Source organism: Brasilonema sp. UFV-L1 (genome assembly GCF_012912105.1).
Taxonomy (GTDB): domain Bacteria; phylum Cyanobacteriota; class Cyanobacteriia; order Cyanobacteriales; family Nostocaceae; genus Brasilonema.
The window spans coordinates 93,929-114,271 of record NZ_QMEA01000002.1 but is presented as its reverse complement, the minus strand read 5'-3'; the positions used below and the strand labels follow the sequence as shown (position 1 = coordinate 114,271).

Annotated in this window: 16 protein-coding genes and 1 pseudogene; 1 reads left to right on the top strand and 16 read right to left on the bottom strand. The window is 41.8% G+C overall.

The genetic code is table 11. The features are described from left to right. Positions 1 to 26: 26 nt before the first annotated feature. On the bottom strand, positions 27 to 725 hold the full coding sequence (locus DP117_RS01235; protein ID WP_169216516.1) for a DUF4142 domain-containing protein: 699 nt from the start codon (positions 723 to 725) through the stop codon (positions 27 to 29). Between the two features lie 1,625 nt (positions 726 to 2,350). Between DP117_RS01235 and DP117_RS01230 the strand changes: the two genes are divergently transcribed. After that, the gene (locus tag DP117_RS01230) at positions 2,351 to 2,722 is read left to right on the top strand and encodes a hypothetical protein (protein WP_169216515.1); all 372 of its coding nucleotides are present in this window, start codon (positions 2,351 to 2,353) and stop codon (positions 2,720 to 2,722) included. A gap of 130 nt (positions 2,723 to 2,852) precedes the next feature. Here DP117_RS01230 and DP117_RS01225 read toward each other — a convergent pair whose 3' ends face one another. The 15 genes and pseudogenes from DP117_RS01225 to DP117_RS01155 all read right to left on the bottom strand — a co-directional run bounded on the left by DP117_RS01225 (position 2,853) and on the right by DP117_RS01155 (position 20,271). Then, positions 2,853 to 4,253: an ATP-binding protein gene (locus DP117_RS01225; protein ID WP_169216514.1), complete on the bottom strand. Its 1,401-nt coding sequence runs from the start codon at positions 4,251 to 4,253 to the stop codon at positions 2,853 to 2,855. 167 nt (positions 4,254 to 4,420) lie between these two features. Beyond that, the gene (locus DP117_RS01220) at positions 4,421 to 4,960 is read right to left on the bottom strand and encodes a GNAT family N-acetyltransferase (RefSeq protein ID WP_169216513.1); all 540 of its coding nucleotides are present in this window, start codon (positions 4,958 to 4,960) and stop codon (positions 4,421 to 4,423) included. 153 nt (positions 4,961 to 5,113) lie between these two features. Then, positions 5,114 to 5,695, bottom strand: a complete 582-nt coding sequence (locus DP117_RS01215) for a GNAT family N-acetyltransferase (RefSeq protein ID WP_169216512.1) — start codon at positions 5,693 to 5,695, stop codon at positions 5,114 to 5,116. 39 nt (positions 5,696 to 5,734) lie between these two features. Beyond that, the gene (locus tag DP117_RS01210) at positions 5,735 to 7,141 is read right to left on the bottom strand and encodes an ATP-binding protein (protein WP_169216511.1); all 1,407 of its coding nucleotides are present in this window, start codon (positions 7,139 to 7,141) and stop codon (positions 5,735 to 5,737) included. Between the two features lie 44 nt (positions 7,142 to 7,185). Then, positions 7,186 to 7,572 (bottom strand): type II toxin-antitoxin system VapC family toxin, encoded by a 387-nt coding sequence (locus DP117_RS01205; RefSeq protein ID WP_169216510.1) that lies wholly within the window; start codon positions 7,570 to 7,572, stop codon positions 7,186 to 7,188. 620 nt (positions 7,573 to 8,192) lie between these two features. Further along, a pseudogene (locus DP117_RS01200) lies at positions 8,193 to 8,417 on the bottom strand (type II toxin-antitoxin system prevent-host-death family antitoxin); the annotation flags it as partial. A gap of 74 nt (positions 8,418 to 8,491) precedes the next feature. Continuing rightward, positions 8,492 to 9,067, bottom strand: a complete 576-nt coding sequence (locus tag DP117_RS01195; RefSeq protein WP_169216508.1) for a GNAT family N-acetyltransferase — start codon at positions 9,065 to 9,067, stop codon at positions 8,492 to 8,494. Between the two features lie 186 nt (positions 9,068 to 9,253). Beyond that, positions 9,254 to 10,918, bottom strand: coding sequence for a response regulator (locus tag DP117_RS01190; RefSeq protein ID WP_169216507.1), 1,665 nt, complete (start codon positions 10,916 to 10,918; stop codon positions 9,254 to 9,256). A 119-nt stretch (positions 10,919 to 11,037) separates the two neighbouring features. After that, positions 11,038 to 11,433, bottom strand: coding sequence for a VOC family protein (locus DP117_RS01185; RefSeq protein WP_169216506.1), 396 nt, complete (start codon positions 11,431 to 11,433; stop codon positions 11,038 to 11,040). Between the two features lie 56 nt (positions 11,434 to 11,489). Then, the gene (locus tag DP117_RS01180; protein ID WP_169216505.1) at positions 11,490 to 12,164 is read right to left on the bottom strand and encodes an NAD(P)-binding domain-containing protein; all 675 of its coding nucleotides are present in this window, start codon (positions 12,162 to 12,164) and stop codon (positions 11,490 to 11,492) included. 65 nt (positions 12,165 to 12,229) lie between these two features. Next, complete coding sequence (locus DP117_RS01175; protein WP_169216504.1) at positions 12,230 to 12,946, bottom strand: SDR family NAD(P)-dependent oxidoreductase; 717 nt, start codon at positions 12,944 to 12,946, stop codon at positions 12,230 to 12,232. A gap of 396 nt (positions 12,947 to 13,342) precedes the next feature. After that, complete coding sequence (locus DP117_RS01170) at positions 13,343 to 14,443, bottom strand: alkene reductase (RefSeq protein ID WP_169216503.1); 1,101 nt, start codon at positions 14,441 to 14,443, stop codon at positions 13,343 to 13,345. Positions 14,444 to 14,593: 150 nt separating this feature from the next. Further along, positions 14,594 to 15,229 carry an antibiotic biosynthesis monooxygenase gene (locus DP117_RS01165; protein ID WP_169216502.1) on the bottom strand — a complete coding sequence of 212 codons (636 nt, stop codon included), beginning with the start codon at positions 15,227 to 15,229 and terminating at the stop codon, positions 14,594 to 14,596. Positions 15,230 to 15,466: 237 nt separating this feature from the next. After that, a complete protein-coding gene (locus tag DP117_RS01160) occupies positions 15,467 to 16,891 on the bottom strand; it encodes a cation:proton antiporter (RefSeq protein ID WP_169216501.1) in 1,425 nt (474 codons plus the stop codon). Positions 16,892 to 17,037: 146 nt separating this feature from the next. Then, entirely contained in the window at positions 17,038 to 20,271 is a 3,234-nt protein-coding gene (locus DP117_RS01155) for an efflux RND transporter permease subunit (RefSeq protein ID WP_169216500.1), read from the bottom strand. Positions 20,272 to 20,343: the final 72 nt, after the last annotated feature.

The window sequence follows — 20,343 nt, the reverse complement described above, 5'->3', positions numbered from 1 at the left end:
CACTACCTACCATACCTTACTATTGCTTAACGTCCTGAACCAGAAGTTCCTGGGCTTGGAGTGCTTGTACCATTCGTGTCTGTGCTAGAAGTTCCTGTACCTGTCACCATGTTCTGTACCATTTGTAGGTGATCGGCGACAATTGGAGCAATTTTACTTGCAAATGCATTCAACTCTGAGTCTTGTCCTTGTGTGAGGTAATTTTGGTAATCAGCCAGAGTTTTGGTATGAGCTTGAAGCTGCCCTTCCATATATGCTTGGTCAAACATTTTACCATTTAACTTGGTCAGTTTTGTCAATAAAGCTTTGTTTTCCGGACCAATGTCTTTTGGTAGTGTAAAACTCTTTTTCTTAGCTATCTGCTTGAGTTGTTGACTTGAATCTGTATGTTCTTTAATCATACGCTGTGCATAGTTTTTCACCTCTTGATTTTGAGACCGCTTGAGTGCTAACTGACTTGTCTGGATCTCTGTTTGGTCACTTTGCGCCGCTTTAGTCATAAATTCTTTATCTAAAGCAGTAAGCGAACGATTAGGAGTCGTAGTGCGAGGAGGAGACGTAGTACCACCAGAAGGACTTGTTGTCTCAGGCGTATTTTGGGAAAACAGAGACCGACTAGAACTGTTAGAGGAACTAGAGTTGATATTGGCTTGTACCATTGCTGGAAAAACGATGAAGGTACTTATACTAGCAACTCCTACAAAACTGCCAACAATTTTTTTCATTAATCGTTTGTGATTGTGCATGATATTTATGTGGATGATGTTTACTTAAGGCTTGTCTTGCTTCTGATGAAAAGGTAACTACTATGCTTGCTTGAAACTTCTACCTTAGGAGTATCGTCTCCTTCCATCTATGGAAGGACTTTATAAGTCTTACAAAGTGATTTCCTCAGTCAGCAGTTAATATTCCTATTCATTTATGTGGCTCACTATCTGGAATATTTTTGAAAAAAATTATCAATATTTTTTTAGAATTGACGAGTTAATCTATTCGCTGGTACTCTCTGTTTCCTACTAAAATCTACTAGCAGACTACAGGAAGAGAAGGTATTTCTTGTCTAGAAATTGCAAATGATTATCTAGTACTCACAAGATCATAACGCTAGAGCCTCTGTCGGGAAACCTTTCTCCAAAACTGGCACCCCAACTTAATATTTTGTTTATAAATAGCCTCTCATAGTCCCCGTTCTTAAGGATGGGGTCTTAATAGTCCCCGTCCTTAAGGATGGGGTCTTAATGATGGTTTAGAGAGTTGATTTTCTCGAATAATCGTATCATTGGATTCATTTTTTTTATTCTTTGCGTTTATGATAAGTCTAGTTGGAAATATAAACAAAGGAGTGTGAGGTATTGCTTTTTAGATAGCGGACATCATCTAGGTGCTATTGCTGCCTCAACTTATCTAAAAAATAGAGACTTACAATTAATTTTGAATTTGAGAAACTCGCTCTCAATGCTGATTTAAGCTTTGAGAATCAAGAGTTTTCAAAAACAACTAGAGTATCCGCAATTTGACTTAGACCAGGGAAGATTTTACCAAAGTGTTTGGAACACATATTCAATCAGGCGTTTCCGGAAAAAGTTCATTTATGTAGAAGATTTCTGGAAGATCATCTTACAGAAAGCAGAAAAACCAAAACAAACTAAAAATGTTGAAGAGATATTAGTTGATTTGGTTTTTCATCAATGAGAAGTAAGATTGCCTGGTTATTATCAAGCAAAATATCTGTTTCAAGCAAGTCATTTAAGTGACAAGCTGAGTGATACAAAATCCGCATCTGCATTTATAATTCCTCTGTCTTCTGGCACAGGTACAGCAATATAGGACTTGTTTGCCGTAATTAAGACCCCGTCCTTAAGAACGGGGACTAATAAACTATAGAAAAAGGGGATTTATAAACTGAATTTGGGAGCATCTCAATATGTTAAAGAAGACGAGTCGTGGGTGCATCTTGCTCTGAAATTTTAATGAATGAAGACCCCGTCTTTAAGGACGGGGACTAATAAAATGAGTTAGAAACCCGCACAAAAAAATACCATAAGTTAAACATTTAGGATGCTCTTCTGGATTTAGTATAACTTGTGTATACATCAAGCTATTGTCAAAGATAGCGCTGTCACTTTATTTTTATTTCCAACGACAACAACTGTCAAACAAGCTACAAAACAACGAATTGTTAGTTTGTTGAGACAAAGAGTGTATCTATTCAAAAACTATTCGGATACTCCGCTTAGTGGTATTGGTGCTTTCTATGATAACGAAACTCAGGAATTTTTAAAAACGAAAGAAAGACTGACTTTCTGTAATGGTAATTGAAAAATAGTGAGAACAATTGAGAGACAAGGAGATGAAAAGGAAGCATTTTTTTCACGAAGAAGATTCACACCCTGTTCAACTGACATCGGCAGATATTATCCTGCGGCAGCAACTAGAGTATTCTATCAGCAGATACTTTTATGAAGGGTGCGATCGCAACCTCCAAGATTTATTATCTAATTGTCGATGGTATGTAACGACTCACCTGAGTACTTTGACTTTGGTGATTGAATGTCCAGATCAAGTCACGAACTGGCGTGTGTTACAGAACCTTGTCAGGATGGCTAGATTGCTATGCCAAATTGTCAGCAATGCAAAAATTCGCGTCTGTCCTCCCAAAAGTCAAGGAATGCCTTTTGAAATGAGAGTAGATGAGTTATCAGTTTACCAAGATTTGGCTTAACTCAGATTTTGCACCTGAGTGAAAAACCGGGTTTCTTGAGAATATCTGTTCATAGAACCTTTAATTTCTGGTTTAGAAACCCGCTTTTTTGAATCGTGTTGAGAAGAGTGCAAAATATCACTTAAGCTGACTAAGACAAATTCATCGGTAAGCGCACCTGAAATCTGGTATCTCCTGGCTGTGACAACACCCGAATATCACCTTGATGCTGTTCTACAACAATGCGGTAGACAATGTGCAAACCTAACCCAGTCCCCTTACCAACTCCTTTGGTTGTAAAAAATGGCTCAAAAATATGAGACCGAAGTTCTGGGGGAATACCAGGACCATTGTCAGCAATCTCCACGAGCAAAAAGTCACTTTCGCAACTCGTGCGAATCCAGATTTGACCATTTTGTTCATGAATAGCATCAATGGCATTATCAATTAAATTCGTCCAGACTTGATTGAGTTCTCTACCGTAAGCACTAATCAGCGGTACTTCACAGTCATACTCCCGCGTGACTAGCACATGACTATGCTTTAGCTTGTGACTCAAAATTGTGAGAGTACTTTCTATACCTTCATGGATATCTATTTCCTGTAGAGGTGCGCGATCCATGTAGGAGTAATCTTTGACGGCATCAACTAAGGTAGAGATTCGGATTGTACAATGGTCAAGTTCATCTAACAAACCCCATTCTTGTAATGTTGTCTCTGTCCAAGTCAGGACATTACCCAGTAATAATTCACCGACATTTTTCTTAACATTCTCTAGCCAATCGATATCGAGTCCTGCTGTAACGAGTGTGGGAGCAAGTTTCCAGCTATTGGCAACATTGTGTGCTTCTAGCCATTGGATCATCTCATCTTCGCGATCGCTTTGCATGATTGGATCGAGTTTAGCTGCTGTTTTTGCATGGGCGATCGCATCTTGCTGCAATTTAGCAACAAATGCTTTTTGGTCGCAAGTCATTTGTTTTTGATTCAGTTTTACAGTCAGAGGCTGTAACACTTGCCTAGTTTGCCGTAATTGTCCCACAGCCCTACGACAAGCTGAAGCAGGGTTATTCAACTCGTGTGCTAATCCTGCTGCTAAAGTGCCTAACGCGACAAGTTTTTCTCTGTGCTGTGATATCGTCTGCACAGCTTGCAACCGTTCTGCCATTGTGCGCAGAATCTCAGTCATGACGCAAGTACAGCTTGAAAGCATTTCCCAAAATACCTGATTTGGCAATTCTAAAATATGGCAGTGAGTCACAGCACGACCACTCGCCCAAAAATGTGTCTCACCCATTAAAACAGGCAATTCACCAAACAGTGTTTTTGGTTCATACATTGCTAACAAAACTTCTTGATTACCCACTTTCTGTGTAATCCGTACTTGACCTTCTAGCAGTATAAAAACATGGTCAGCAGGGTCACCTTCACGGCGATGAATTTCTCCAGGTTCTCGCCAAACTTCTACACTTTGTTTAAGTAGCCATTGCAACCGTTCATTTGGTAGTTTCGAGAAGAGGGGAACTTGGCGTAATGTTTCTATATCAAGCATGATACACCTTAACTTTATAGGTTTTTGATTAGGTAGATAAAAAAGTCTTTTAAATTTGCTTGTTAAGTCACTAACTTCTAATGAATAAATTTTGTTATCTCAGAAATTTTTCCAATGAACGAATCAGGTTTTAGCTGGAAAAATAAACTAGTAAACTGACGAATATTTTATTTCTGCTTTGCTTCTAGTTTAAATAACTCCAGTTCGGCACTATAGTATTTGTGAGTGCGACCCATTGGTATCATGCCAAGCCGTTGAGTTACCCGAATTGAATCGTGATTTTCAGGCTTCACCACCGCATAGATAACTGGTAATTTAAGAATATTAAATCCATATTCAATAGCACCTCGTCCAGCTTCTGTCGCATAACCTTTGCCCCAAGCTGCTTTTTTTAAGTGCCAACCTACTTCATAATCCTGAGTAGGTTTGCCCTCATTATCAGGCAGTTGTTTTAACAGGATAGTTCCGACAATTTCTCCGATTTGTTTTTCAAAAATTGCCCATATACCAGTACCATTATTGAGTTGGGCATAGCGTTCAATCACTCGTTGCAAACTTGCTCGTTGAGTCTGTTCACTCTCCTCCACCTTGCCACCAATAAAGCGTACCACTTCTGGATTGTTATAAATTTCAAAGGCTTGTGCAACATCAGCTTCAGGTTTCCACTGACGGATTATTAGGCGCTGTGTTTGGAAAATCTCAGTCATAGCTTGCAGTTAGTTCTGGTAAAAATTCTACTAAAAATTCTACTCAGAAGCTTTTTCATATGAATGATTCACATCTTGAATAAGCAAACGCACTCGAAAGCGCGTATCACCAGGCTGAGATTCAAAGCTGTTTGGTCTCCTGCTGACCACCCATCAAGTAATGTTATGTTGATAATTGGCATACGTACCGCCTCGACGAAACTGCTTTGCGTCTAATTTAAATAACTCCAGTTCAGCACTATAGTATTTGTCAGTACGACCAATTGGTACCATACCAAGCTTTTGAGTCACCCGAATGGAAGCATGATTATCAGGCGTCGCCACCGCATAAATAACTGGTAATTTGAGAATCTTGAATCCATACTCAATAACACCTCGTCCAACTTCTGTTGCATAACCCTTACCCCAAGCCGCTTTTTTTAAGTGCCAACCTACTGCATAATCTTGGGTTACTTTATCCTCATTGTCAGGTAGTTGTTGCACTAGGACAGATCCTATAATTTCTCTGGTTTGCTTTTCAACAATTGCCCATATACCAGTGCCATTATTAAGTCGGGCATCATTCTCAACCAATCGTTGCAGTTTGATCTGCACGTCTTCCACACTCTGCTGTTGGTTGCAACTGAGAAACCGCACTACCTCAGAATCACCATAGATTTCAAAGGCTTGTGCAGCATCAGCTTCAGGTATCCACTGACGGATAATCAGGCGTTGTGTTTGGAAAATCTCAGTCATATCTTGCAGTTAATTCTGGTAAAAATTCTACTAAAAATTCTACTCAGAAGCCTTTTGACATGAATGATTCACATCTTGAATAGGCAAACGCACTCGAAAGCGGGTATTACCAGGCTGAGATTCAAAGTGGATGTCACCATGATGTTTATTCACAACAATGCGATAGGCAATTTCTAAACCTAAGCCAGTGCCTTTTCCTACTCCTTTCGTCGTAAAAAATGGTTCAAAAATCCTGGACTGAATTGCTGGTGGAATACCTACTCCTGTATCAATAATTTCGACAACCATACAGTTATTATCTCTATAAGTACGAATAGTCAAATCACCTTTCCCTTTCATGGCATCTATGGCATTATCAATTAAATTTGTCCACACTTGGTTTAGTTCACTCGCATAAGCACAAATTTTTGGTAGAGTGCGATCATACTCTCGGTTAACAATAATTCCCTTTTTAAGACGATGATTGAGGATAAGTAAAGTATTTTCAATTCCCTCATGGATATCTATTTCCTGTAGAGGGGCTTGATCCATATATGAATAACCTTTAATTGCTTTTACCAACTCAGAAATGCGGGTGGTACTTTGTTCAATTTCATGAATCAATCCAAAAGATGAAAGTGTGGCGTCAAGCCATTTGAGGACATGTTCCAGACAGTCAATAGGGATATTATCAGCAACAGTATCCAGCTTTTCGGTATATAGCCCAGCGGTCACTAAAGTGGGGGCAAGTTTCCAACTATTACTAATATCATGGTCTTCCAACCATTCTGTCACTTCGTCTTCTTTATCGCTACAGGTGAGAGGGTCAAGTTTAGGAGAATGGGTAGCGTGTTCTGTTGCTTGATGTTGAATATCAGTAATGAATTTTAGTTGTTCTTTGGAAAGTAAATTGAGTTGTAAAGCCAGAGTTTGTAAGTTTTGAAAATTTCCACGCAATTGACTAGCTGCCCGTTGCGCCGCCGCCCCCGGATTATTTAATTCATGTGCTAAACCTGCTGACATTTTACCCAACGCTGCCATTTTTTCTTGCTGTCGTAGCTGCACTTCCACATCTTTAGTTCGTCCAGCCATAGCAGTGAGAATTAGATCAGCAATCGGCGAACATTCAATAAGGATATGTCTAAATGTTTCAACGTCTATTTGTAAAACGCGACTGGGTGCGATCGCATGGGCATTAGCAATAGCGCCTGAACCTGTCAGCATTGAAAGTTCGCCCATGAAATCACCATGACGATGAATCGTCAGCACTTTTTTTTCAACACCAACTTGCTTAGTAATTTCAATTTCGCCTTCTAACACTACAAAAAAGTGATAGTTTGAGTCACCTTCGCTAAACAGCACATCACCCACATTCAGTTGTATTTCAGTACCAAACTGCTTCATCTCCTCCAAAGCATCATCTGGCAATTTAGGAAACAGCGTCATTTGATTTGGATCGTGCAGCATGGCAACTCCTTATATTATGAAATATATTATGAAATAATTGCTATCTACCACAGCCGTTCAATTGGATAAGCATCAAAGACTGAATCAGCACTCAAAATAGGTATTTGTTCAACAATAGACTGTGCAATGAAAAGTCGGTCAAATGGATCTCGATGATACAAAGTTAGAGTTGCAATAACAGAAAGATGGTTGAGATTGATGTTTAGCAAATCGATACTATTAAGACTAAGTTGCTGTTCTACAAATTCCTGAAATGGCACCCCAAAACTCAGTTTACCTGTGTTTTGTTTAATTGCTATTTCCCAAACACTGACTATACTGAGTAGTTTTTCGTTATTTTCATCCTCAATTAGCCCTTGTACTACAGTACTAAGCCGAGGGCTGTCGATGACGAACCAAATAAAGGTATGAGTGTCCAGCAGTAACCTCATTACATATAGTCCGTGAAGTACTCCATCTAGCTTCGCTGAAGATGGGGCTTCCCAAATTCAACTAGTACAAGGACGGTCTTATTCGTCTTCGGAGTTTCCCGTCTCAACCGCCGATGCCTCCTCAAACACACCAGATACCTCTGTCGGGAGACCCTCCTGCAGTACTGGGTCCTGTGTTTGATTTGGTCTTACTCCGCGTCCACAGGCAGACACCCGCCTCCCGCAGGTGTATAACTTTACGTACATTCCTGTATGGCTTATGTTTTACCGCAGGGCGTAACCTTACGAACCAGTGACCGGAATTTTTCCCCTTTTCTCACGCTAGTTACCGTGGTAAGCGTCAAACCGCTACTGTGACCTTTGTTTGCAGCCGTGTGGGTGGGTCAGCAACCACTATAATGGTAGCATATAGATATCGTATTTGCTACCATGACCCAGATTAGTTTGCGCCTATCACAACGAGAAAAAGAGCATTTGCAAAAATATTGTGAGTTGACTCAAAGGAATCAAACCGAAGTGCTGCGAGAATTCGTTCGTAGATTGTCAATCAAGGGGGCATTGAACCCCCTTGATTGACCGCGCAACCTCGCCCACCGCACAGGCGGATGGGGAATGACGCCGAATTCGTTAAAGTCTTCTAAAGGTTCGTCAAAATCATCTGAGATTGTGATTAACCCTTTAGCACTCCCTGCTTTCGCAGGGCGACGTTTTTTGACTGGCGATACAGGAGTTAATTTGACAACAGGTTGATTATCTTTTGTAATGACTACTTCTTCGCCATTCATAGCGGCTTCAATTAATTGAGACAAATTTTTTGATGCTTCAGCGAGAGATATTTCTTGCATGGCTATCACCTCTGGGTTCCTAATTCATGCTTACATCAAAAATTGGTTGTTTGATGCAAAAATCTTAGTTTAGTTTATCGAACTGGCAGATGAGTGAGTGAACTAGGAGACGACATACACTCATATCGATACTCATGGCTGACACATCCTTTAAAAAAGTCCGCGTTTTCTTTTGTGGACACATGCTTAAATCCAAGTGATTTAATGAGTTTAATGGATGCGACGTTACGAGTGTCTATCTCGGCTGCTACAATGTTGACTTGATAATCGTTGAAAACATGATTGAGCAGTCGTAAACATCCTTCCTTTGCATAACCTTGTTGCCAGAATGGTGGGAAAATCATGTAGGCGATCGCAGCTCTTTGGTTAGCATATACTGTTGCTTCCAATGTTCCAATATATGTTCCAGCGCGAAGACGAAAAGCCCAATTCAGCCATGCTTCTTGCCCGTCAGGAGAAAGCCTTGAAGATAGCGCACGATATCGAGTCTGCAAAACTTGCAATGATATGGGAGGCTCCTGTGGGATAAACTGATAAAGTCTTTCATCCTGCAATTGCCTATACATATGTATTGCATGAGATGCCATCAGTGGCTCAAGCAACAGCCGTGAAGTTTCAAGTGTTGTTTCTGGTGCAATCAATTTCATCATTGTACTGTTGTTCTGAGGCGTTAATGATAATTTTTTCGTCACTGATGACTGCCTCAATTAATTCTGGCAAATTTCTAGATGCCTCAACGAGAGTTATTTATTGCATGGCTGTCACCTCTTGGTTCCGAACTCAATGTTGATATCAATTCAGTTAACTGTTCACTGATAACTGTTCACTGATTCCTATCACAACACGTTGCTGAGATATCGATGAACAAACTGAACGCAGATTGAACCCTCACCAACGCCAGAAGCAACTCGCTTGACTGAACCATAACGCACGTCACCCACTGCAAAAACACCGGGAATATTCGTTTCTAGTAAAAAGGGATCGCGTTCTAGCGTCCATCCTTTGATGCGTTGCCCATCTTTTTGCAAATCTGGACCTGTTATGATATAGCCATGTTTATCTCGTTCAATGACACCATCTAGCCATTCTGTACGAGGAACTGCACCAATAAAAATAAACAGCGATTTTGCAGGAACAGTTTGTGTTTCACCTGTTAAAGAATTGTGAATAGTAATCGCTTCTAAACTTGTTTCTCCTTTTGCCTCTTTCACACTAGTGTGTGTCTTGACTGTAATATTTGGTATTTCTGCAATTTGGTCAATCAAATACTGGGACATACTTATGGTTAAGGAGTCACCACGTACTAACATCGTCACATGCTTGGCGTATTTGGAAAAGTACATCGCTGCTTGTCCAGCTGAGTTTGCACCACCGACAATGTAAACGTCTTCACCTTGACAACTCATCGCTTCAGCCTGTGCAGCACCATAATAAACCCCTGCACCAGTCAAACGATCAAGTCCAGGAACATCCAGCCGTCGCCATGATACACCCAGCGCTAACATCAGGGCATGGCAACTGATTTCGCTACCGTCTCCTAGTTGCACAAATCGATACTGGTCTTCTACGCGTATACCCTTAACCTCTTGCGGTGTGAGAATTTCGACACCAAAGCGTCTTGCTTGGGTTACAGCACGCCGTGCCAAATCGCCTCCACTCAAACCTGTAGGAAAGCCAAGGTAATTTTCAATACGCGAACTTGTTCCCGCTTGTCCACCTGGGGCTTCACGTTCAATCATCACCGTGCGTAGCCCTTCTGATGCACCATACACTGCAGCTGCTAAACCAGCAGGACCTCCACCAACGATAATCAAGTCATAAAATGGTTTTTCCGCTTGAGTTCGCAGCCCAATTTTCTCAGCTACTTGCAGGTTCGTTGGCTGCATGACATGGGAACCATCGCTAAACAGGACAAGAGGTAGGTGTAATTTATCACATTCAGCGTATTCTACTAGTTTTTGTGCTTCTTCTGATAATTCGATATCTAACCACTGGTAAGGCACTTGATTTCGCGCCAGGAAATCTTTAACTTGGTGAGAATGAGGTGACCAACGGTTACCAATGACACGAATCCCTTCAAAGGGTGGGTGGAAAGTTGCTTGCCAATCATCAAGTAAATCGTCTAGCACTGGATACAAGCGTTCTTCTGGTGGATCCCACGGCTTCATCAAATAGTAATCGATTTTTGTGTTGTTGATGGCACGAATGGCGGCATCAGTATCTGCGTAGGCGGTGAGTAAAGCACGTTTCGCATCCGGGAACATTGACATGGCTTGTTCCAAAAACTCCACACCAGACATATGTGGCATGCGTTGATCGACAAGGAACAACGACACAGGTTGATTGCGGAGTTTGAGTTGTTCTAAAGCTTCCAAGGCACTGGTACCTGAGTCGGCGCGGATAATTCGGAAGCGATCGCCATATTCTTGCCGCAGATCCCGCGCCACGGCTTGTAAAACTTCTGGATCATCGTCAACCGTTATGATGACAGGTTTAGCCATAGCGCTTAAGTAACCTCTCTTTTTTAATAGTTAGTTTTTTATATATCATCTAAAAACCTGCGGGAGTGCAGAAGCCCCGTAATTTTTGTTCGGGGATAAAACACGACACAATTAGCAGCTTACACAAGAAATTCGTATAAACCAATGAGAGTTCCATCTGGATCTCGAAGATAAGCTGTTTTAATTCCGTAGTAAGGATTATTCATAGGCGCTGCGGTAAAATGCACACCCTTGTGTCTGAGTCGCTGATATTCCTCCTCCAAATCATGCACAGTAAAAATTAATGCCACAGTATCTTGACATTCTGCATGAGCAGGCTTTTCAGCATTGTGAATCAATTGTGCCATTTCTTGCCGCTGCGATACGCTAAGTCTCATATCTCCGGCTTTGAACTCAGCATATCCCGCTTCTTCATCTTCTACAGCAACGTCAAATTCGATGACGTCTTTATAAAATGAAAAACAAGCCTTCCAATCTTTGACAAGCAGTCTTGTGTATGATTTACTAACTTTCATATTGACTTCAATTGCCTTGCTAGTCACTACAACAGCTGTTTATAGAAATCATCTAATCATGTATATCCTGCTTGGCGACCACCAAGACGTTGGTTTTTGGCTTCTGGGAGCTTGTTAACAGAGATAGTTGCATAAGGTCCAAGTTCCATACCAGCTATCATAAAACGGATGAAGTCTCCTAAACCTTCAATCATGCGGGCACTACGTAACGATCCACAGTTCACAGGAAAAAAACCTATTTCTTCAGCAAGAGTCATGACTGTTTCCTTAGCCTGTTGGTTGTTACCACAGATGAAACAAGAAACGTTATACTCTCGAATCACTTGAGGACTTAATTCAAAAACTTCTTGCGCCATTGTGTTAAATGCTTTAACCACGTGAGTATTTGGTACATCTGCTGCTAACTTCTCGGCTAGGGATTCACTGATTGGATCAAAAGCGAAACCTTCAGGAATTTCTTGGTTATTACAGTCAATTAAGACTTTACCAGATAAAACTTCAGTTGAAGACAACACAATAGATGGTAATTCACGAACTGAATAGAAGATGACATCGCCAAACGCAGCGGCTTCATCATTAGTTCCGCCTTGAGTTTTGTGACCAGAAAACTCTGCGACTGACTGAGCTTTTTCGGAGTTACGAGAACCAAAAAACACCTCGTGACCTTGTTCTGCCCATAAGATTCCTAAAGATCTTGCCATATTACCTGTGCCAATCGTACTTATTTTCATATTTGATAGTCTCCGAATCAAGGTTTTATAAACTTGGTTTTTTTTAAAGCTGAGTTTTTTGGAAATCAGAATTTCTCCACAGCAGGACGCAAATCAAGTTCTAAAGTCCATGCTGTTGCATCCTGTTGATAAAGTTGCCAATATGTTTGGGCGATCGCCTCAGGTGCAAGCAATGTATGTTCTTCAGTCTCCGGTACCATTGCTCGCACTCTTGGGGTATTAATCATACCATCAATGATGATATGAGCTACATGAATTCCTTGAGGACCAAACTCCCGTGCCAAAGACTGCGCCAGTGCTCGTAGTCCAAATTTGCCCACTGCTAATGCTGCAAATTTAGCTGAACCTCTCACAGCAGCTGTTGCTCCCGTTAACAAAATAGTACCGCGCCCTTGCTCAACCATTGCTGGAAGAACCTGCTGCACCGCCAGAAAAGCTCCAAAACAGTTTACTTTCCAACAAGACTCAAACTGCTCTGGTGTCAGTTCCAAAATACCAGCTCTGTGAAATGCTCCAGCATTGTAGACAAAAACTTCGGGTGCGCCTAGTTGCAAAGACACCTGCTTAAATGCGGCTTTTACTGATGCAGGCTCACTTCCATCAACAGTTACAGACAATGCCTTTCCACCAAACTGTTCAATTTCTGACTGAATTTGAGTCAGCTGCTGTGAACTTCTTGCCATTAATCCTACAGCAAAACCTTCTCGTGCAAACCGATGAGCAACTGCTGCTCCCAATCCTGCACCTACACCTAAAACCACTGCAACTTTTGGCTGACTCATCTTATTTCTTTTCCTTAGTCAGAAATAACTAAACATTTTAAAATCAACAAAGCGCTGATTGTATAGTTATTCTAGCCTTCTGCCTCCTATCTTCTTGGATGAGTTATATCAAATCCGGTAGCATCGAATACGGTTCAGTTAAGCATTTTTTTCTTCTCTCTGTGTCCTCTGTCTTGGAAAGCTCTGATCGGAGGAAACCTCCGCTCAGACTTTCCGCTGCGCCTGGAGCGGTTCTTTAAAAAAATTGACTTTGACAAAGAGTTTTAGCCCTAACTGAACCGTATTGGCCCATAGTAGTTAATTATGGGCAAGTTGGCGCAAATTATTCTGGCACTAAGTCTACCTCTCTACACGTGTGAAACCTCGAAAAACAATCCCTAACTTAACGGTATTGTCCTATGAGCTGGTTGATTGAACTGCCAGAAATGGGTAATCTGTATATCCTTTCTCACCAGCACCGTAAAATGTTTTGACATCTGGCTCATTCAAAGAGGCATTCAGTTCAAAGCGTTTTGGTAAGTCAGGATTGGCGAGAAACAACCTGCCAAAGGAAACCAAATCTGCATCACCATTCTTCAGTATGCTATCTCCTTTAGGATGGTCGTAGCCGCCATTGGTAATCAAAGTTCCTTTGTAAATTTTACGGTAGTATGGTGTGATTGGATGCATGACATCACGGGATGCCAAATCAACTTCATTCGGTTCCTGTAGATGTAGATATGCCAATCCAAAGCGATTGAGAGCATTTATTGCATAACCAAAAGTTTCTTGCGGATTCGAGTCGCCCATCCCGTAGAATGTATTGCTTGGGGAAAGTTTGATACCAACACGATTTGCACCCCAGACACTAGCAACTGCTTCCACGACTTCCAGCAGAAATCGTGCTCGATTTTCTATCGAACCACCATATTTGTCTGTGCGTTGGTTTGTCCAATCTTGCAAAAACTGGTCAATTAAGTAACCAAAAGCCCCATGTAATTCTACGCCATCAAATCCTACAGCATGAGCATTTTCTGCACCTTTGCGAAACTGCTCAACAATTTCAGGAATTTCATGCGTTTCTAAAGCGCGGGGAGTTTCCATTGCGACTTTCCCTATAGGAGTGTGCAGTTGCCCCGAAGCAGCAATTGCAGAAGGTGCAACGGGTAATTGTCCACCCAATAAAGAAGGATGAGAAACTCTTCCAGAGTGCCATAGTTGCAAGAAAATTTTTCCCCCTTTCTCATGTACGGCATCTGTCACTTGTCGCCATCCAGCCACTTGTTCGGTTGAGTATATACCCGGACAGTTAATGTAGCCTAGACTCAGGGGTGAAACCATTGTACATTCAGTAACAATTAGCCCTGCTGTTGCTCGTTGTGCGTAATAAGTCGCCATCAATGAGTTGGGGATGTTGTCAATCGCTCGCAAACGAGTCATTGGTGACATCACCATCCGGTTTGGTAAAGTGTAAGGACCAAGTTGAACGGGAGTGAAAAGATTGATATCGCAAGTCATAGAAATTATCTCCATTATTCTTGTTAGCCTAGGAACGTATAACTTAAGCCACTGCTTTGGCTGTTAACATATAGAAGCAGCAGCCCACAAGACGTCATTCCTTGGCTCAGCCAAGGAACGAGGAAAAGCAAAGACAACAAAGCCAATCAGTCACTGTTGGTGAGTGTAGACGACTTCGTAAAGATGAAACTCGTTCTCAGCTAGACCTTGCCAATACTCATTCAAGGGCTTATATTTTGGGTCTTTGAGTAGTTCTTCAAAATCTGCTAAACTGCGCCACTGTCCGTAGTTCACATTATGCACGCCATCAAGCGAACGGTGGAAATTAGCAGAAAGAAGTCCAGGATTTTGCAAACCGATTCCTACATATTCTCTTTCCAATTCCACCAAACGCATCTGATTTTCTGGCTTGACTCGGAATTGGGCGAGGTGAATTAAGCCACCTTCGGTAATTTTGAGTGTAGCGTCATCTGGTTTAGAAACAACCACCTCATAGACGTGTGACTCGTGGATTTGGAACTGGAAAAGTTTAGCTGCTTTGACTTGCGCTTCGGAATTGTTGATAAATGCTTTATAGTCTTCCAGCGTTTTCCACTGAGCATAATTCATCACCCGTATGCCATCAAGACTTTTGTGGAGGCTAGATGAAACAAAACCAGGCTGATACTTCACCGTTGTTTGAAGAAATTCGATAATAGTATCAATGAGTTCTTGCTGACGTTCCGGTTCTACGGCAAAGATAATGATCACCGTAATCACATCGTTGTTTTTGGCAATCGTGGGCATCGTGATATCTCCTGATATGTTGGTGAATGGCAATTATTTGGAATCACGGGAAATCGGAACCTGGAAGAATCGTACCTTGTGTTATGCATCACTGCTACTAGCCATTTTTCTAGGTAGGAGTCACTAAAGTTACTTAAAGAGGCTCAGCAGCTTGCATTGAAATTGCATCGTGAGTGTTAGCAATAAGGAATTTGATGATTGTGTTTTTTGACAAAAAGTCATGTGTGTGTATGTCTGTCAGTTCACCTCTTTAACTTCAGCAGGAACCTTTGCTGATTCTCGGACTTTTATTTCAGCAAGAGTCTTTGCTGGTGGAAACACAACCGACAATAAAGGCGGTGCTAAAAAGGTAGTCACAATCACCATGACAATAATGGCTGCATCTAAGGCGCTTGGAAGAATACCACTCGCTGAACCAATACCAGCAAACACAAGTCCCACTTCACCTCGTGGAATCATACCGACACCAATTGCTAGCTTATTCGTATCTGGTTGACCGAAGACTGCGAAGCCGCTGACGACTTTGCCCAAAATTGCCACTAAAATCAGAAAGCCTGCCATAATCAGCCCTTGGCGATTTTCTGGTACCATTGGGTTCAGTACACTAATATTAGTTTTGGCGCTGACAACAACAAAGAAAACAGGTACAAGAATGTCTGCAATCGGTATGATCTGATTTTTTAGATCTCGGCATTTTTGAGTTTCAGCTAATATTAAGCCTGCAGTAAAAGCTCCCAGAATAGCTTCTAATTTGATGACAGTCGCGATATATGCAAGAACAAAAGCAAAAATCAGGGCTGGAATCAAGATCTGACCACGAGTTTTGAGTTCACTCACAATTTTGACAAAGTAAGGATTGAACAAGCGACCTAGAAAAACTGCCCCTACGAAGAAAACTACTGCACTTACAATTAGATACAGCACATTGGTCAGTTCCACCTCTCCAGTCTTTGCCAAACTTGCAACGACTGCAAGGACGATAATACCTAAAATATCGTCTAGAACTGCTGCTCCAATAATAATCTGACCTTCTTTACTATTAAGATACTGTAGTTCTGCCAGCACTTTCGCTGTAATGCCGATGCTTGTTGCTGTCAAGGCTGCACCCGCGAAAATCGCAGGAACACTGGGCACATGGAACAGAAATATTAAGCCTAAAGTACCTGCAACAAAAGGTGTCACGACTCCCACCACTGCTACTATCGTCGCTTGTAAACCAACTTGCAGCAGTTCATGTAAATTGGATTCCAAACCAATTTCAAATAAGAGAATCACAACACCAATTTCTGCCAGAGTTGAGATGACTTCGCTGTCTATTTGAAAAATTGCTGTTGCACTGTCTACACTTAACCCAGTGGTCGCTTCTAAGAAATCCATGAGCAATGAATTGCTGATGTCACCACCACCTTCAGGAAATACTAGTAAATGAAAGGCAGAGACACCAACGACTAATCCACCCAGCAGCTGTCCTAGAACTGGAGGTAAATTGATGCGGACACAAATTTCTGCACCAATGGTACTGGCTAGGTAAATGACAACCAAACTGATCAGCACTCCTGACATGATCACAGGAGCATTTTCTGCTTCTGCTGTTGCAAGTAAGGGGATTGTTTCCCAGAAGTTGAAGGAAGTTATCCTGGTAAAAGTCTCTATTAATGTCATGTTCTATTTTTCTCTCATACTTGGAACAGACATATTGTGTGGTACAAGCATTGTTGCCTGGTTTCTGAATGATTGGCACACAATATTTCATGATTCATTGACACAAAAAAAGTAGGTGGGGTATGTTCCCACCTACTGCTGTCAATTTACCGATGAGTTTCAGTTGGAACTCTTCCATCCTCAACGGGCTGTAGCTGTGGAGACTTACGACGTCTTGTCAAGCGATCGCGAATCTTTCCAATCACAATATATAGAATTGGCACAATAAACAAGCTCAATAAAGTAGAGACAAGCGTTCCGCCAACAATCGCTGTACCAAGAGATCTTCTACTAGCCGCCCCAGCTCCTTCGGGAAATAACAATGGCCAAACACCTAAAATAAAAGCAAATGTTGTCATCAGAATTGGTCGCAAGCGTTGTTCAGATGCTTCTATCGCTGCTTTAGTAATCGAAAGCCCCTGATCACGTAGTTGGTTAGCAAACTCCACAATCAAAATTGCATTCTTACTTGCTAAACCAATCAGCATCACTAGACCGACTTGGCAGTATATATCATTGGATAAACCCCGCAGCAACTGTGCTGATAGCGCTCCCAAGATCGCTAAGGGGACTGACAACATAATAATCAAGGGGTCAATGTAATTCTCATACTGAGCAGCCAATACTAAGAACACGAAGACAAGTCCCAAAATAAAAATTAGAGGTGCTTGACCACCAGATTCTTGCTCTTCAACTGAGAGTCCTGACCATTCGTAACCATAACCTGATGGTAAGACCTCGTTGGCAACTTTCTCCATTGCTTGAATGGCTTGTCCTGAACTGTAACCTGGAGCTGCCGAACCATTGATTTCAATAGACCGGAACAAGTTATAATGGTTGATTGTTTGCGCCCCAGTCGTTGAGGTAATTTTCACCAAACTACTCAGGGGAATCATTTGATTGTTGGTTTGATTATTATTGTTGGTTTGATTGTTGGTTTGATTGTTAGTTTGATTATTGGCAGCAGAACGGACATACAAACGACTAATATCCTCAGGATTAGCGCGAAATTGAGAGTCTGCTTGGACATAAACTCGGTAAGTCCGCTGGAGGTAGTTAAAGTCGTTGACGTAGCGCGAACCTAAGTAACTCTGTAGAGTATTAAAGATATCGTCAATATTGACTTGCAGTGCCTTGGCTTTATTGCGGTCTACTTCAATCAACAGCTGCGGCGTATTTGCGGCAAAAGTACTGAATACAGGTTTTTTTAATTCTGGTGGTTGATTTGCACGCTGGAGTAACTGACCCATGACTTGTAGTAAAGCATTCAAGCCACCAGTACCCTTTCTATCTTGTAGCTGAAATTGGAAGCCGCCAAAACTGCCTAAACCCCTAATTGATGGGGGATTAACTGGCAAAATCCTCGCATCTGTAATTGCTGACAGCTTCATCTGCAATTTTGTGATGATTGCTTGTGCTGACTGATCTGGCTCATGACGCTCATCCCAAGGCTTGAGGGGACTGAAAATCACACCATTGTTAACAGTGCTACCACTAAAACCAAAGCCACCTATGGCGAAGGTACCCTGAACTTCAGGTAATTTGAGTATTTCTTCTTCTACCTGACGCATGACTTTGCTGGTGTAATTGAGCGAGACACCTTCTGGACCTTGGATAATAGTGATGAAATAGCCTTGGTCTTCTTCGGGGAGAAATGCATTTGGAACACTGATATAAAGCCAACCCGTCAGCCCTAGAGACAGAATAAACAGTAGAATGACAACTGTTTTGATGCGATTTAAAAAGAAAAGCGATCGCTCGTACTGTCTACGTATCCAATCAATAAAGTTATTAAACCTAGTAAACACCCAACCGAACACACCGCCTGGTTTTTGCCCACGACGTAGTAGTATGGCTGACAGCGCAGGAGTTAAAGTAATGGCAAGAAAGGTTGAAATTGCCATTGAGAAGGCAATTGTCAAGGCAAATTGCCGATAAATCTGTCCTGTAGAGCCTGGGAAGAAAGCAACGGGGACAAACACAGCCATCATCACCAAAGAAGTGGCAATTACTGCCCCGAAAAGTTCGTGCATTGCTGAAGAAGCAGCCTGACGCGGTGACATTTCTTCAGTTTCGATTAAGCGAGAAATGTCTTCGACGACAACAATTGCATCATCGACCACCAACCCAGTGGCTAAAGTTAGACCAAACAAGGTCAGCGTATTGATGGAAAACCCAAAAACTTTAATAAAGGCAAAAGTCCCGATTAATGTTAGAGGGATGACAACTACGGGAATCAGGGTAGTGCGCCAGTCCTGCAAAAAGATAAAAATGACCACAATAACGAGGACAAGCGACTCAAACAGCGTTTTTACCACTTCCGCAAGGGATTCTTCCACAAACAATGTAGTATCAAAAGCTACTTGATATTTCATTCCTGGTGGAAAATCTCGTGCGAGTTGCACCATTTCGGCTTTAACGGCCTTAGCAACGTCCAAAGCATTACTTCCTGGAATGGGGAATATCCCAATACCAACACCTTCCTTTCCTCTAAACCGTAAGAAAGTGTTATAGTTTTCTGCTCCCAGTTCCGCTCGACCCACATCTTTGAGCTTTATGAGATTGCCATTCCCATCTGTTTTCAGAACCATTTCGGCAAATTCAGATGGTTCCGTGAGTCTGCTGAGTGCTCTTAGGTCGATTTGATACGTTTGTTGCTCTGGAGCAGGCTGTTGACCAATTTGCCCAGCACCCACCTGTATGTTTTGTTCGTTGAGAGCATCAACGACATCCTGGGCGGTGAGATTGCGACTAGCAAGACGATTGGGATCAAGCCACAGACGCATGGCATAGCGGCGTTCACCAAAAATCCGTGCTTCACTCACACCGTTGATTCTTTGTAGAGCATCTACTAAGTAGAGGTCAGCATAGTTGCTTAAAAATACGTTGTCAAACTCGTTATTATCACTGTAAAGACCCATTGCTAACAGGATATCGTTACTTTGCTTACTCACAGTAACCCCAGTTCGTTGTACTGGTTCTGGTAACTGCGGTTCAGCTAGCGATACCCGGTTTTGCACATCAACTGCTGCAATATCTTTATTACGAGATGAATCAAATGTAACAGTGATTGTACTGGAACCAGTACTACTACTACTTGAGGTCATGTACTTCATGCCCTCAACCCCGTTAATTTCCCTTTCTAAAAGAGTCGTAACGGTATTTTCTACAACTTCAGAACTCGCACCGACGTAGTTTGCAGAAACGTTAATTTGAACTGGGCTGATTTCTGGATACTGCGCCGTGGGTAATGTAGGGATGCTAATCGCTCCTACAAGCAAAATGATAATGGCGCAGACACTGGTGAAGACAGGGCGCTTAATAAAGAAGTCAACGAACATAGAGTCATGGGGGAGTGAGGAATATTAAGCAGAGGAAGTGGATTGTCAACCCCTATTAGAGAGATTTTAAGC